We start from the raw sequence: 14,558 nt of genomic DNA on the forward strand, positions 1-14,558 counted from the left end.
ATGCTAATGGCTACGATTCATGTAGACGGCAAAGAATACGAAGTCAACGGGGCGGACAACCTGCTGGAAGCTTGTCTGTCTCTTGGCCTCGATATTCCGTACTTTTGCTGGCATCCGGCGCTGGGCAGCGTCGGTGCTTGCCGCCAGTGTGCGGTGAAGCAATATCAAAACGCGGAAGACACGCGTGGTCGACTGGTGATGTCCTGTATGACGCCAGCCACCGAAGGCACTTTTATTTCGATTGATGACGAAGAAGCCAAACAGTTCCGCGAAAGCGTAGTGGAGTGGTTGATGACCAACCACCCACACGACTGTCCGGTGTGTGAGGAGGGTGGTAACTGCCACCTTCAGGATATGACCGTCATGACCGGTCACAGCTTCCGTCGCTATCGCTTTACCAAACGTACCCACCGAAATCAGGATCTGGGGCCGTTCATCTCTCACGAAATGAACCGCTGCATCGCCTGCTACCGCTGCGTGCGTTACTACAAAGATTATGCAGACGGTCAGGATCTGGGCGTGTATGGCGCGCATGACAACGTTTACTTCGGTCGTCCGGAAGACGGTACGCTTGAAAGCGAATTCTCCGGTAACCTGGTAGAAATCTGCCCGACCGGCGTGTTCACGGATAAAACCCACTCCGAGCGTTACAACCGTAAATGGGACATGCAGTTTGCGCCAAGCATCTGCCAGCAGTGCTCCCTCGGCTGTAACACCAGCCCGGGTGAACGTTACGGTGAACTGCGTCGTATCGAAAACCGTTACAACGGTACCGTTAATCACTACTTCCTCTGCGATCGCGGTCGTTTTGGCTATGGCTATGTGAACCTGAAAGACCGTCCGCGTCAGCCGGTTCAGCGCCGTGGCGACGACGTCATTACCCTCAACGCTGAACAGGCGATGCAGGGCGCGGCAGATATTCTGCGCCAGTCGAAGAAAGTGATCGGCATCGGCTCCCCGCGCGCCAGCATCGAAAGCAACTTCGCGCTGCGCGAGCTGGTTGGGGCGGAAAACTTCTATACCGGTATCGCCCATGGCGAGCAGGAACGTCTGCAACTGGTGCTGAAAGTGCTGCGTGAAGGCGGTGTACACACGCCTGCGCTGCGCGAAATCGAATCCTATGATGCGGTTCTTGTGCTCGGGGAAGACCTGACGCAGACCGGCGCACGCGCGGCTCTGGCGGTTCGTCAGGCGGTGAAGGGTAAAGCACGTGAAATGGCAGCGGCGCAGAAAGTGGCTGACTGGCAGATTGCGGCGATCCTCAACATCGGCCAGCGCGCGAAGCATCCTCTGTTTGTGACTAACGTCGACAACACCCGTCTGGACGATATCGCCGCGTGGACCTACTGCGCACCGGTTGAAGATCAGGCGCGCCTCGGCTTTGCCATTGCCCACGCGCTGGACAGCAACTCGCCGGCCGTTGAACTGGATCGCGACCTGCAGAACAAGGTCGACGTGATTGTTCAGGCGCTGGCGGGGGCGAAGAAACCACTGATCATTTCCGGTACCAACGCCGGTAGCGCTGAAATCATTCAGGCCGCAGCGAACGTTGCCAAAGCCCTGAAGGGCCGTGGCGCTGACGTCGGTGTGACCATGATTGCCCGTGCGGTGAACAGCATCGGACTGGGCATGATTGGCGGCGGCTCGCTGGAAGAAGCGTTAAGCGAACTGGAATCCGGTTCTGCTGATGCGGTGGTAGTGCTGGAAAATGACCTGCATCGCCACGCTTCGGCCGCTCGCGTTGACGCCGCGCTCTCCAAAGCACCGCTGGTGATGGTTATCGACCATCAGCGCACCGCGATCATGGACAAAGCACACCTGGTGCTCTCTGCTGCAAGCTTCGCAGAAAGCGACGGGACGGTGATCAACAACGAAGGCCGCGCACAGCGCTTCTTCCAGGTTTATGACCCGGCCTACTACGACAGTAACACCGTGATGCTGGAAAGCTGGCGCTGGCTGCACTCTCTGCACAGCACCGTGCAGAGCCGTGAAGTGGACTGGACGCAGCTCGACCACGTTATCGACGCGGTTGTTGAGAAACTGCCTCAGCTGGCGGGCATTAAAGACGCCGCGCCTGACGCAAGCTTCCGTATTCGCGGCCAGAAACTGGCGCGTGAGCCGCACCGCTACAGCGGTCGTACTGCGATGCGTGCCAACATCAGCGTGCACGAACCGCGTCAGCCGCAGGATAAAGACACCATGTTCGCCTTCTCGATGGAAGGGAACAACCAGCCGTCTGCGCCGCGTTCGCAAATCCCGTTTGCATGGGCACCGGGCTGGAACTCCCCACAGGCATGGAACAAATTCCAGGCTGAAGTGGGTGGTCATCTGCGCCACGGCGATCCGGGCGTGCGTCTGATTGAAGCCTCCGAAACCGATCTGGACTTCTTCTCTACCGTTCCGGAACGTTTCCAGGCTCAGGAAGGCCACTGGCGTATTGCGCCGTACTACCATCTGTTCGGTAGCGACGAAATGTCCCAGCGTTCTCCGGTATTCCAGCAGCGTATGCCGCAGCCGTACATCAAGCTCAACCCGGCGGATGCCGCGAAGCTTGGCGTTAACGCGGGTGCGAACATTGCCTTTAGCTACGACGGCCAGACAATCAGCCTGCCGCTGATTATTTCTGAAAGCCTGTCAGCAGGGCAGGTGGGTCTGCCGATGGGTATGCCTGGCATCGCGCCGGTCCTGGCGGGTGCGCATCTTGATAACCTTCAGGAGGCAAAAGCATGAGTTGGTTAACGCCGGATCTTATCGACATCCTGCTGAGCATTCTGAAAGCGGTCGTCATTCTGCTGGTGGTCGTCACCTGCGGCGCGTTCATGAGCTTTGGTGAACGTCGTCTGCTCGGTCTGTTCCAGAACCGTTACGGACCGAACCGCGTGGGCTGGGGTGGTTCACTCCAGCTGGTGGCGGACATGATCAAGATGTTCTTTAAAGAGGACTGGGTTCCGCGCTTCTCGGACCGCGTGATCTTTACGCTGGCGCCGATGATCGCCTTTACCTCGCTGCTGCTGGCGTTTGCTATCGTTCCCGTCAGCCCGACCTGGGTGGTGGCTGACCTGAACATCGGCATTCTGTTCTTCCTGATGATGGCAGGCCTCGCGGTGTACGCGGTGCTGTTCGCAGGCTGGTCCAGTAACAACAAATACTCGCTGCTGGGTGCGATGCGTGCTTCCGCGCAGACGCTGAGCTACGAAGTGTTCCTGGGACTCTCCCTGATGGGCGTGGTGGCGCAGGCCGGTTCATTCAACATGACCGACATCGTCAACAACCAGGCCGACATCTGGAACGTTATCCCGCAGTTCTTTGGTTTTGTGACCTTTGCTATCGCGGGCGTGGCGGTGTGTCACCGTCACCCGTTTGACCAGCCAGAAGCCGAACAGGAACTGGCCGACGGTTACCACATTGAATATTCCGGTATGAAATTCGGTCTGTTCTTCGTGGGCGAGTACATCGGTATCGTCACCATTTCCGCGTTGATGGTAACGCTGTTCTTTGGTGGCTGGCATGGCCCGTTCTTACCGCCGTTCATCTGGTTCGCGCTGAAAACCGCGTTCTTCATGATGATGTTCATTTTGATTCGTGCGTCCTTACCGCGTCCGCGTTATGACCAGGTAATGTCCTTCGGCTGGAAAGTGTGCCTGCCGCTGACGCTCGTCAACTTGTTGGTAACGGCGGCTGTCATTCTCTGGCAGCAGCCATAAGGGGCTTTGAGATCATGACCTTAAAAGAATTACTCGTAGGCTTTGGCACCCAGGTACGCAGTATCTGGATGATCGGCCTGCACGCGTTTGCCAAACGCGAAACCCGGATGTATCCGGAAGAGCCGGTATATCTGCCGCCGCGCTACCGTGGCCGTATCGTGCTGACGCGCGACCCGGACGGTTCCGAGCGCTGCGTAGCCTGTAACCTGTGTGCGGTAGCGTGTCCGGTAGGCTGTATCTCTCTGCAGAAAGCCGAGACGGTAGACGGCCGCTGGTACCCTGAGTTCTTCCGCATCAACTTCTCACGCTGCATTTTCTGCGGTCTGTGTGAAGAAGCGTGCCCAACCACGGCGATTCAGCTGACTCCAGACTTCGAGCTGGGTGAGTACAAGCGTCAGGACCTGGTGTACGAGAAAGAGGATCTGCTGATTTCCGGTCCGGGCAAATACCCGGAATATAACTTCTACCGGATGGCGGGTATGGCAATCGACGGCAAAGATAAGGGCGAAGCAGAGAACGAAGCTAAGCCTATCGACGTCAAGAGCCTGTTACCGTAAGGAGAGGGCAATGGAATTCGCTTTTTATATCTGTGGCCTTATCGCCATCCTGGCTACGCTGCGAGTGATCACGCACACCAATCCGGTGCATGCGTTGCTGTATTTAATCATTTCGCTGCTGGCTATTTCCGGGGTGTTCTTTGCGCTGGGCGCGCACTTCGCCGGTGCGCTGGAAATTATCGTCTACGCGGGTGCCATTATGGTGCTGTTCGTGTTCGTGGTGATGATGCTCAACCTGGGCGGCTCTGAAATTGAACAGGAACGTCAATGGTTAAAACCGCAGGTGTGGATTGGCCCGGCAATTTTGTCGGCCATCATGCTGGTGGTGATTGTTTACGCTATTCTGGGCGTTAACGACCAGGGCATTGACGGCACGCCAATCAGCGCCAAGGCTGTTGGTATTGCGCTGTTTGGTCCGTACGTTCTGGCGGTTGAACTGGCCTCTATGCTGCTGCTGGCGGGCCTGGTTGTTGCCTTCCACGTCGGTCGCGAAGAACGTGTTGGTGAGGTGCTGAGCAACCGCACTGATGACCGTGCGAAAAGAAAAACGGAGGAGCGCGCATGATCCCCTTAACACATGGACTGATCCTCGCTGCGATTTTGTTCGTTCTGGGCTTAACCGGTCTGGTTATCCGCCGCAATCTGCTGTTTATGCTGATCGGTCTGGAAATCATGATCAACGCTTCCGCTCTGGCCTTTGTGGTCGCCGGCAGCTACTGGGGCCAGGCCGACGGTCAGGTGATGTACATTCTCGCCATCAGCCTCGCGGCTGCCGAAGCGAGTATTGGCCTGGCGCTGTTGCTGCAGCTCCATCGTCGCCGCCAGAACCTGAACATCGATTCAGTAAGTGAGTTGCGTGGATGAACATGCTTGCCTTAACCATTATTTTTCCGCTGATTGGCTTCGTGCTGCTGGCATTTTCTCGCGGCCGCTGGTCTGAGAATCTGTCTGCCACCGTGGGCATTGGCTCAATCGGTCTGGCTGCGCTGGTGACAGCGTATGCGGGTATCGATTTCTTTAACAATGGACGTCAGGCCTACAGCGTGCCGCTGTGGAACTGGATGTCGGTCGGTAACTTCAACATCGGTTTCAACCTGGTGCTGGATGGTCTGTCTCTGACCATGCTCTCCGTGGTCACCGGCGTCGGCTTCCTGATCCACATGTTCGCCTCTTGGTATATGCGCGGCGAAGAGGGTTACTCCCGCTTCTTCGCCTATACCAACCTGTTTATCGCCAGCATGGTGGTTCTGGTACTGGCCGATAACCTGCTGCTGATGTATCTGGGCTGGGAAGGCGTGGGTCTGTGCTCTTACCTGCTGATCGGTTTCTACTACACCGATCCGAAGAATGGCGCAGCGGCCATGAAAGCGTTCGTCGTGACCCGCGTGGGTGACGTCTTCCTCGCTTTCGCGCTGTTCATTCTCTACAACGAACTGGGCACGCTGAACTTCCGCGAAATGGTGGAACTGGCGCCAGCGCACTTCGAAGCAGGCAACAACATGCTGTGGTGGGCAACGCTGATGCTGCTGGGTGGTGCTGTGGGTAAATCCGCACAGCTGCCGTTGCAGACATGGCTTGCCGACGCGATGGCGGGTCCAACCCCTGTCTCCGCGCTGATCCACGCCGCGACCATGGTCACCGCCGGTGTCTACCTGATTGCGCGTACCCATGGCCTGTTCCTGATGACCCCGGAAATTCTGCATCTGGTGGGTATCGTCGGTGCGGTTACGCTGGTGCTGGCAGGCTTTGCCGCGCTGGTGCAGACCGACATCAAACGCGTTCTCGCGTACTCCACCATGAGCCAGATTGGTTACATGTTCCTGGCGCTGGGCGTTCAGGCGTGGGACGCAGCCATTTTCCACCTGATGACGCACGCGTTCTTTAAAGCGCTGCTGTTCCTCTCATCCGGTTCGGTGATCCTGGCCTGCCACCACGAGCAGAATATCTTCAAAATGGGCGGACTGCGTAAGTCCATCCCGCTGGTCTATGTCTGCTTCCTGGTAGGCGGCGCGGCGCTGGCGGCACTGCCGCTGATTACCGCAGGCTTCTTCAGTAAGGATGAAATCCTGGCGGGCGCCATGGCGAATGGTCATATCAATCTGATGGTTGCGGGTCTGGTCGGTGCGTTTATGACCTCCCTGTACACCTTCCGTATGATTTTCATCGTCTTCCACGGTAAAGAACAAATTCACGCCCACGCAGGGAAGGGGATTACCCACCACCTGCCGCTGATTGTGCTGCTGGTACTCTCCACCTTCGTTGGCGCGATGATTGTGCCACCGTTGCAGGGCGTACTGCCGGCAACAACCGAGCTTGAGCACGGTCGCGTTCTGACGCTTGAAATCACCTCCGGCGTTGTGGCTATCGCGGGCATCCTGATTGCCGCATGGCTGTGGCTGGGCAAACGCACGCTGGTGACTGCCGTTGCCAACAGCGCGCCGGGCCGTCTGCTGGGCACCTGGTGGTACAACGCATGGGGCTTCGACTGGCTGTACGACATGATCTTCGTGAAGCCGTTCCTGGGCATTGCGTGGCTGTTGAAGCGCGATCCGCTGAACAGCCTGATGAATATCCCGGCGATCCTCTCTCGCTTTGCAGGTAAAGGCCTGCTGTACAGCGAGAACGGCTATCTGCGCTGGTATGTGGCATCCATGAGCATCGGTGCGGTTGTCGTGCTGGCGCTGCTGATGGTGTTGCGATAGTGGTTTTTGCCCGGTGGCGCTGCGCTTACCGGGCCTACGAGACCGTAGGTCGGGTAAGCGTGAGCGTCACCCGACACCACAAACCGCACTAACACGTGAATTTTGTCGAATTCGTTGAAAATCGGTCCCTGAGGGACTTTAACAAGGAATAAAAATCGCCATGTTATTACCCTGGCTAATATTAATTCCCTTCATCGGCGGCTTCCTGTGCTGGCAGACTGAACGCTTTGGCGTGAAGATGCCGCGCTGGATCGCGCTGATCACCATGGGATTGACGCTCGCGCTTGGCCTGCAACTGTGGTTGCAGGGTGGCTACTCATTGACCCAGTCTGCGGGCCTTCCGCAGTGGCAGTCTGAGTTCATTCTGCCGTGGATCCCACGTTTCGGTATCACGATCCACCTTGCGATTGACGGTCTGTCGCTGCTGATGGTCGTGCTGACCGGTCTGCTCGGCGTTCTGGCGGTACTCTGCTCCTGGCGAGAAATCGAAAAATACCAGGGCTTCTTCCACCTCAACCTGATGTGGATCCTGGGCGGCGTTATCGGCGTGTTCCTGGCCATCGACATGTTCCTGTTCTTCTTCTTCTGGGAGATGATGCTGGTGCCGATGTACTTCCTGATCGCGCTGTGGGGCCACAAGGCATCCGACGGTAAAACGCGTATCACGGCGGCCACCAAGTTCTTCATCTACACCCAGGCGAGCGGTCTGGTGATGTTGATTGCCATCCTGGCGCTGGTGTTTGTGCATTACAACGCCACCGGCGTCTGGACCTTCAACTATGAAGATCTGCTGAAGACCCCGATGTCCCACGGCGTGGAATACATGCTGATGCTCGGCTTCTTCATCGCCTTCGCGGTGAAAATGCCGGTGGTTCCGCTGCACGGCTGGCTGCCGGACGCGCACTCTCAGGCGCCAACGGCGGGTTCCGTTGACCTGGCGGGTATCTTGCTGAAAACGGCGGCCTACGGTCTGCTGCGTTTCTCCCTGCCGCTGTTCCCGAACGCCTCCGCAGAGTTTGCGCCGATTGCCATGTGGCTTGGCGTGATCGGTATCTTCTACGGTGCATGGATGGCCTTCACGCAGTACGACATCAAACGTCTGATTGCTTACACCTCCGTTTCCCACATGGGCTTCGTACTGATTGCCATCTACACCGGTAGCCAGCTGGCGTACCAGGGCGCGGTGATCCAGATGATTGCGCACGGTCTGTCCGCAGCCGGTCTCTTCATCCTGTGCGGTCAGCTGTACGAACGTCTGCATACCCGCGACATGCGTATGATGGGCGGCCTGTGGGGCAAAATGAAATGGCTGCCTGCACTCTCCATGTTCTTCGCGGTTGCCACCCTGGGTATGCCAGGTACCGGTAACTTCGTTGGCGAATTTATGATTCTGTTCGGCAGCTTCAAAGTGGTTCCGATGATTACCGTCATCTCCACCTTTGGTCTGGTGTTCGCCTCCGTGTACTCGCTGGCGATGCTGCACCGCGCCTACTTCGGTAAAGCGAAGAGCGAAATTGCTGCTAAAGAACTGCCGGGGATGTCGCTGCGTGAGCTGTCCATCATCCTGCTGCTGGTCGTACTGCTGGTGCTGCTGGGCTTCTATCCGCAGCCGATTCTGGATACCTCGCACTCCGCGATGGGTAACATCCAGCAGTGGTTTGTTAATTCTGCTTCTACTACAAGGCCGTAATTCGCCATGACAATAACTCCACAACAACTGATCGCGCTGCTACCGCTGCTGATCGTCGGATTGACGGTGGTGGTTGTGATGCTCTCCATTGCGTGGCGACGCAATCACTTCCTGAATGCGACCCTGTCCGTTCTGGGTCTGAACGCTGCGTTAGTCTCCCTCTGGTTTGTTGGCCAGGCGGGCGCAATGGACGTCACGCCGCTGATGCGCGTTGACGGCTACGCCATGCTCTACACCGGTCTGGTGCTGCTGGCGAGCCTGGCAACCTGTACCTTTGCGTACCCGTGGCTCGAAGGGTACAACGACAACAAAGAAGAGTTTTACCTGCTGGTACTGATTGCCGCACTGGGCGGCATTCTGCTGGCGAACGCGAACCACATGGCCGCGCTGTTCCTCGGTATTGAGCTGATCTCACTGCCGCTGTTCGGCCTGATTGGTTACGCTTTCCGTCAGAAGCGCTCTCTGGAAGCGGCTATCAAGTACACCATCTTGTCCGCTGCTGCGTCGTCGTTCCTGCTGTTCGGTATCGCGCTGCTGTATGCACAGACGGGTAACCTCTCCTTCCTGGCGCTCGGCAAGAGCCTCGGCGACGGCATGATGCATGAGCCGCTGCTGCTGGCGGGTCTGGGCATGATGATTGTAGGCCTTGGCTTTAAACTCTCTCTGGTGCCGTTCCACCTGTGGACGCCAGACGTTTATCAGGGTGCGCCAGCGCCGGTCTCTACCTTCCTGGCGACGGCGAGTAAAATCGCTATCTTTGGCGTGGTCATGCGTCTGTTCCTGTACGCCCCGGTGGGTGACAGCGAAGCGGTTCGCGTGGTGCTGGGCATTATCGCGTTCGTCTCCATCATCTTCGGTAACCTGATGGCGCTGAGCCAGACCAACATTAAGCGTCTGCTGGGCTACTCCTCAATCTCCCATCTGGGCTACCTGCTGGTGGCGCTGATTGCGCTGCAAAGCGGTGAGATGTCGATGGAAACCGTGGGTGTGTATCTGGCCGGTTACCTGTTCAGCAGCCTCGGCGCGTTCGGCGTGGTGAGCCTGATGTCCAGCCCGTACCGTGGCCCGGATGCAGATTCCCTGTTCTCCTACCGTGGTCTGTTCTGGCACCGTCCGATTCTGTCTGCGGTAATGACCGTGATGATGCTCTCTCTGGCGGGTATCCCGATGACGCTGGGCTTTATCGGTAAGTTCTACGTGCTGGCCGTCGGTGTGCAGGCGGGTCTGTGGTGGCTGACTGCCGGTGTCGTTATCGGCTCCGCGATTGGTCTTTACTACTACCTGCGTGTGGCTGTGAGCCTGTACCTGAGCGCGCCTCAGCAGCTCAACCGTGATGCACCGTCCAACTGGCAGTACAGCGCCGGGGGGATCGTGGTGCTGATCTCCGCGCTTCTGGTGCTAATCTTCGGTATCTATCCGCAGCCGCTGATTGAGATTGTGCAGCGCGCGATGCCGCTGATGTAAAAGCAAAAAACCCGCCTCGGCGGGTTTTTTATTGCCCAGCGGCGCTACGCTTGCAGGGCCTACAGGTATTGTAGGTCGGGTAAGCGAAGCGCCACCCGACTAAGCTAACTGCTTCCTGCTTATAAGCGGCCCGTCAATCTTCTTCATCGAGCGGTCCAGCACCTCTTCAATCACCGACGACAGCTCATTCAGCTCAAACTTCGCCACATAGCCGTCAGCCTTCACTTTGCGTATATGATCTTCGTTCGCGTTGCCGGAAAGAGACGAGTGGATCACCACCGGAATATCTTTCAGTACTGGATCAGTTTTGATTTTGCGCGTCAGCGTAAAGCCGTCCATCTCCGGCATTTCGAGGTCGGTTAATACCAGGGCAATCTTATCGGTAACGGGGACGCCCTCAGCCTGAGCCTGCGCGGCCAGCTGAGTGATTTTCTCCCATGCGTCTTTGCCGGTGATATGCAGCTGAGCCGGGATCTCCATTGCCTGCAATCCCTTCTCCAGCATTGAGCGCGCTACTTTCGAGTCTTCAGCAACAATCGCGACAGAGCCAGGCTTGATGTTGAATTTGGTGGTTTCCAGATGGGTGGCGTGCAGATCGTGGTTCGCCGGGGTGATGTCATACAGGATCTGCTCCACGTCGAGCACCATTGCCAGATCGTTGGTATCGGTCTTATCGTCCAGACAGGCAATGCTGGTGATGTAGCGACCGCTGACGGCGGTTTCCGCGGCGTGCACCTGCTTCCAGTCGAGACGCATGATATTCTCCACCGATTCCACGGCAAACGCCTGCACGCTGCGGGCATATTCGGTGATCAGCAAAATGTTTAGCCCGGTGGCTGGCTTGCAGCCGGCGACGGCGGCCAGATCGATCACCGGGATCACCTGGTCGCGAATATTTACCATCCCCATCAGCGGAGACTTCATTCCCGCTGGTTTGGTGAAGGTCGGCATCGGCACAATTTCGCGCAGTTTGAACACGTTGATGCCGAACAGCTCGGATTTATTTTCGTTCAGAGAGGTGCCAAGACGGAACAGCAACAGTTCAAAACGGTTGGACTGGGTCAGGTTCGCCCTGTCATCAATATCTTTCTGGAAATTATCCATTCTACCCTCAAGAGAAATGCTGGCCTTTTAATCGTTATCGGCACCCTGAGGGAAAAATGAAGGACTAAACGCTGACCTGAGCAAAATCTTCCGCCAGCTCGCATGCCGGGAACACCTCCCGACACTCTGCCAGCAGGCTTTCACAGCCGCGGACGTCATAGCGTGAGCTGACGTGAGTGACAATCAGTTTCCGGACGCCAGCCTCGCGCGCCAGCTGCGCGGCCTGACGCGTTGAGCTGTGCCCCCGGCTATTGGCTTTTTCTTCCATCGCCGCTTCCAGCGTTGCCTCATGCACCATCACATCCACACCCCCGGCAAGCCGGAGCGCCGAAGGGCAGGGGGCGGTATCCCCAAAAATAGCCAGTTTTTTGCCCGGCTGCGGCGGCGCAAGGTAATCCTGACCGTTGATGACGCGCCCGTCTTCCAGCGTGACGGTCTCGCCGTGCTTCAGACGCTGGAACAGCGGGCCAGGTTTCACCCCATCGGCCTGCAACGCGGCGGCGTTCAGCGCGCCGGGCTTGTCATGCTCCTCAACGCGATAGCCGTAGCATTCCACCGGATGGTTAAGCGGGTAAGCGCGCACCTGGTAATCTCCGTCGTCGAACACCAGACCTTCGCCGATCTCAACCACCTTCAGCGGATAATCGGTCCACGAGCCGCTCAGGCGCAGCGTGGTCTCAACGAATGCCTGAATACCCGCAGGGCCATAAATGGTCAGCGGGTTAGCGTTACCGGCCATCGAACGGCTACACAGCAGGCCCGGCAGGCCAAACAGATGGTCGCCGTGCAGATGGGTGATAAATATTTTATCCACTTTCCCCGGGTGGTATGAGGTATGCAGCAACTGATGCTGCGTACCTTCGCCGCAGTCAAACAGCCACAGCCCGCCGCGGGTAGGATGCTTAAGATCCAGCAGAATCGCCGTCACGTTGCGTGAGCGGGTTGGCACGCCCGCGGACGTACCCAGAAAAATCAGTTCCATAACGCAATCAGCCCTTTGCCGAATGGGAAGGGGTTTAGTATAACGTGATGAACCCCAGGAAGGAGAAACACATGATCCAGTGGCAAGATCTACACCACAGCGAACTGACTATTCAGTCACTCTACGCCCTGCTCAAACTGCGCTGCGAAGTTTTTGTGGTTGAACAAACCTGCCCCTATCAGGATATCGACGGCGATGACCTGGTCGGCGAGAACCGGCACATCCTCGGCTGGCGCGATAACGAGCTGGTGGCGTATGCGAGGATTCTGAAAAGCGAAGAGGATTTTGACCCTGTCGTCATTGGCCGCGTCATTATCAGCGGAAGCGCGCGCGGTGAAAAGCTGGGCTATCAGCTGATGGAAAAAACGCTGGACGCATGCCTGAAACGGTGGCCAGACAAGGCGTTATACCTGGGCGCGCAGGCGCATTTGCAATCATTCTATGGCCATTTTGGTTTTACCCCGGTCACGGACATTTACGATGAAGATGGCATCCCACACATCGGTATGGCGCGCGAAGCGAAACAGGCGCAATAGCGAGACGTTGTCTATAGTTATCGGACTGGTGTACTAACATGGAGAAAAATATGTCATTTCAATCCTGGGATACCCGAGCAGACGACGATCTAACGCTGTTAAGCGAAACGCTGGAAGAAGTACTGCGCTCTTCAGGCGATCCTGCCGATCAGAAGTACATTGAGCTCAAAGCCCGCGCCGAGCAGGCGCTGCATGACGTGAAAAACCGCGTCAGCAACGCATCCGACAATTACTACTACCGCGCCAAACAGGCGGTTTATCGTGCCGACGATTATGTGCACGAAAAGCCGTGGCAGGGCATTGGGGTCGGTGCGGCCGTAGGGCTGGTGCTGGGCCTGCTGTTAGCCCGTCGTTAAGCCGGTAAACCCCTCCCTACACGTGGGTACTGCTATTTATCATCAGTACCCCGTATAATGTAAGGTTTTAACAGGGAGAGGTTCGCGTGCATTCGATTTCCATCGCGCTGGAACGCCTGCGCACTCAGCTTGCGCAAGCGTTACCCGCTACACCCGGTTTACGCCATTTCGATGTCTCTTTCCCGTTAAACGACGCCTTCGATCCGCTGGCCTGGCTGGGTGTGCAGCGATGCTATCCCCAGTTTTACTGGCAACAGCGGAGCGGTGATGAAGAACTTGCCGCGCTCGGAAGCCTCGCCCATTTTGACTCTCTGGCCTCGGCCTCCCGGTTTTTGCACACCCATGACGTAGCCAATGATACCCGTATCTGCGGCCTGAACGCCTTCAACCCGGCACAGGGAAAGCTGTTTTTACCACGCCTTCTCTGGCGACGGTCTGGCGGGGTCGCCACGCTGCGCCTGCAACTGTGGAGCGAAACGTCGCTGTGTGATGATGCCGGTGACGCACTGAAGTTTATTGATAACCTGCGCGACGCCGCGCCGATCCGCCCGTTGTCCGTGCAGATTGTGCAGGAAACCCATCATCCGGAAAAACCGGAATGGCTGGCGTTGATTCGTCAGGCGACGGATACCCTTGCTCGCGGCGATTTTGAGAAAGTGGTGCTCGCACGTGCTACAGACGTGCAGTGCCAGCAGCCCGTGAACGCCATCGCGCTAATGGCCGCCAGCCGCGCGCTAAACCTCAACTGCTATCATTTTTGTATGGTCTTTGACGCCAGCAACGCGTTCCTCGGCTCGACGCCCGAGCGACTGTGGCGGCGACGCGGCATGCTGCTGCGCACTGAAGCGCTAGCAGGCACCGTCGCCAGCCATTCTGACGATAAGCAGGCCCAGCGTCTGGGCGACTGGCTGATGAACGACGACAAAAATCAGCGGGAAAATATGCTGGTGGTGGAAGATATCTGCCAGCGTCTTCAGCACCATACCCGGACGCTGGAGATCCTCCCAGCGCAGGTGCTGCGTCTGCGCAAGGTGCAGCATTTACGCCGCTGTATCTGGACCGAACTCAAACAGTCTGATGACGAGCAGTGTCTGCATATTCTGCAACCGACGGCGGCGGTAGCCGGGCTGCCGCGTCAGGCAGCGCGAGAATTTATTGCGAAAGTGGAGCCGTTTGACCGGGAGTGGTACGCCGGATCGGCGGGCTATTTATCGCGCGATCAAAGCGAGTTCTGCGTGGCATTACGCTCCGCCCGCGTTCATGACGCCGCGCTGCGTCTTTATGCGGGGGCGGGCATCGTCAGCGGCTCCGATCCAGAGCAGGAGTGGCAGGAGATCGAAAATAAGGCCGCCGGGCTGCGTTCCCTCCTCCTGAGGGATTAATACTGATTCGTGCAATCCCGATTCATATCAAAATTCTGACTTTTTCTATTATTTATACTGTGTCGCATTCTTGATACTGGA

13 protein-coding genes are annotated in these 14,558 nt (G+C 57.3%); 11 read left to right on the plus strand and 2 right to left on the minus strand.

The window, feature by feature from the left end:
* Window positions 1-6 precede the first annotated feature (6 nt).
* The 8 genes from nuoG to nuoN all read left to right on the plus strand — a co-directional run bounded on the left by nuoG (window position 7) and on the right by nuoN (window position 10,117).
* Window positions 7-2,730, plus strand: a complete 2,724-nt coding sequence (gene nuoG, locus SK51_RS11520) for an NADH-quinone oxidoreductase subunit NuoG (RefSeq protein WP_023300626.1) — start codon at window positions 7-9, stop codon at window positions 2,728-2,730.
* Entirely contained in the window at window positions 2,727-3,704 is a 978-nt protein-coding gene (gene nuoH / locus SK51_RS11525; RefSeq protein WP_022648828.1) for an NADH-quinone oxidoreductase subunit NuoH, read from the plus strand. Before nuoG ends, nuoH begins: the two co-directional genes overlap by 4 nt.
* A gap of 14 nt (window positions 3,705-3,718) precedes the next feature.
* Window positions 3,719-4,261, plus strand: a complete 543-nt coding sequence (gene nuoI / locus SK51_RS11530) for an NADH-quinone oxidoreductase subunit NuoI (RefSeq protein WP_003861491.1) — start codon at window positions 3,719-3,721, stop codon at window positions 4,259-4,261.
* Window positions 4,262-4,271: 10 nt separating this feature from the next.
* Entirely contained in the window at window positions 4,272-4,826 is a 555-nt protein-coding gene (gene nuoJ / locus SK51_RS11535; RefSeq protein WP_006176507.1) for an NADH-quinone oxidoreductase subunit J, read from the plus strand.
* Window positions 4,823-5,125 (plus strand): NADH-quinone oxidoreductase subunit NuoK, encoded by a 303-nt coding sequence (gene nuoK, locus SK51_RS11540; protein WP_006176506.1) that lies wholly within the window; start codon window positions 4,823-4,825, stop codon window positions 5,123-5,125. The genes nuoJ and nuoK overlap by 4 nt, the downstream gene beginning before the upstream one ends.
* Window positions 5,122-6,963: an NADH-quinone oxidoreductase subunit L gene (gene nuoL / locus SK51_RS11545; RefSeq protein ID WP_022648827.1), complete on the plus strand. Its 1,842-nt coding sequence runs from the start codon at window positions 5,122-5,124 to the stop codon at window positions 6,961-6,963. Before nuoK ends, nuoL begins: the two co-directional genes overlap by 4 nt.
* A 160-nt stretch (window positions 6,964-7,123) precedes the next feature.
* Window positions 7,124-8,653, plus strand: a complete 1,530-nt coding sequence (nuoM, locus tag SK51_RS11550; RefSeq protein ID WP_022648826.1) for an NADH-quinone oxidoreductase subunit M — start codon at window positions 7,124-7,126, stop codon at window positions 8,651-8,653.
* Window positions 8,654-8,659: 6 nt separating this feature from the next.
* Window positions 8,660-10,117: an NADH-quinone oxidoreductase subunit NuoN gene (gene nuoN, locus SK51_RS11555; RefSeq protein WP_022648825.1), complete on the plus strand. Its 1,458-nt coding sequence runs from the start codon at window positions 8,660-8,662 to the stop codon at window positions 10,115-10,117.
* Window positions 10,118-10,216: 99 nt separating this feature from the next.
* On the opposite strand, the gene SK51_RS11560 is transcribed toward nuoN, so the two are convergent.
* Entirely contained in the window at window positions 10,217-11,221 is a 1,005-nt protein-coding gene (locus SK51_RS11560) for a chemotaxis protein (RefSeq protein WP_023306639.1), read from the minus strand.
* Between the two features lie 64 nt (window positions 11,222-11,285).
* Window positions 11,286-12,203, minus strand: a complete 918-nt coding sequence (rbn, locus tag SK51_RS11565) for a ribonuclease BN (protein ID WP_023306638.1) — start codon at window positions 12,201-12,203, stop codon at window positions 11,286-11,288.
* 71 nt (window positions 12,204-12,274) lie between these two features.
* Between rbn and SK51_RS11570 the strand changes: the two genes are divergently transcribed.
* The 3 genes from SK51_RS11570 to menF all read left to right on the plus strand — a co-directional run bounded on the left by SK51_RS11570 (window position 12,275) and on the right by menF (window position 14,477).
* Window positions 12,275-12,739 carry a GNAT family N-acetyltransferase gene (locus SK51_RS11570; protein ID WP_023300622.1) on the plus strand — a complete coding sequence of 155 codons (465 nt, stop codon included), beginning with the start codon at window positions 12,275-12,277 and terminating at the stop codon, window positions 12,737-12,739.
* A gap of 50 nt (window positions 12,740-12,789) precedes the next feature.
* On the plus strand, window positions 12,790-13,095 hold the full coding sequence (elaB, locus tag SK51_RS11575) for a stress response protein ElaB (protein WP_022648821.1): 306 nt from the start codon (window positions 12,790-12,792) through the stop codon (window positions 13,093-13,095).
* Between the two features lie 86 nt (window positions 13,096-13,181).
* Window positions 13,182-14,477 (plus strand): isochorismate synthase MenF, encoded by a 1,296-nt coding sequence (gene menF / locus SK51_RS11580; RefSeq protein ID WP_023306637.1) that lies wholly within the window; start codon window positions 13,182-13,184, stop codon window positions 14,475-14,477.
* Window positions 14,478-14,558 lie beyond the last annotated feature (81 nt).

The sequence above is a fragment of the Enterobacter sp. MGH85 genome, from assembly GCF_001037655.1.
Classification (GTDB): Bacteria; Pseudomonadota; Gammaproteobacteria; order Enterobacterales; family Enterobacteriaceae; genus Enterobacter; species Enterobacter intestinihominis.

Bases quoted from the DNA above. Each gene is read 5' to 3' on its own strand.
- nuoG (WP_023300626.1), top strand. From the start codon at position 7: ATGGCTACGATTCATGTAGACGGCAAAGAATACGAAGTCAACGGGGCG.
- nuoH (WP_022648828.1), top strand. From the start codon at position 2,727: ATGAGTTGGTTAACGCCGGATCTTATCGACATCCTGCTGAGCATTCTG.
- nuoI (WP_003861491.1), top strand. From the start codon at position 3,719: ATGACCTTAAAAGAATTACTCGTAGGCTTTGGCACCCAGGTACGCAGT.
- nuoJ (WP_006176507.1), top strand. From the start codon at position 4,272: ATGGAATTCGCTTTTTATATCTGTGGCCTTATCGCCATCCTGGCTACG.
- nuoK (WP_006176506.1), top strand. From the start codon at position 4,823: ATGATCCCCTTAACACATGGACTGATCCTCGCTGCGATTTTGTTCGTT.
- nuoL (WP_022648827.1), top strand. From the start codon at position 5,122: ATGAACATGCTTGCCTTAACCATTATTTTTCCGCTGATTGGCTTCGTG.
- nuoM (WP_022648826.1), top strand. From the start codon at position 7,124: ATGTTATTACCCTGGCTAATATTAATTCCCTTCATCGGCGGCTTCCTG.
- nuoN (WP_022648825.1), top strand. From the start codon at position 8,660: ATGACAATAACTCCACAACAACTGATCGCGCTGCTACCGCTGCTGATC.
- SK51_RS11560 (WP_023306639.1), bottom strand. From the start codon at position 11,221: ATGGATAATTTCCAGAAAGATATTGATGACAGGGCGAACCTGACCCAG.
- rbn (WP_023306638.1), bottom strand. From the start codon at position 12,203: ATGGAACTGATTTTTCTGGGTACGTCCGCGGGCGTGCCAACCCGCTCA.
- SK51_RS11570 (WP_023300622.1), top strand. From the start codon at position 12,275: ATGATCCAGTGGCAAGATCTACACCACAGCGAACTGACTATTCAGTCA.
- elaB (WP_022648821.1), top strand. From the start codon at position 12,790: ATGTCATTTCAATCCTGGGATACCCGAGCAGACGACGATCTAACGCTG.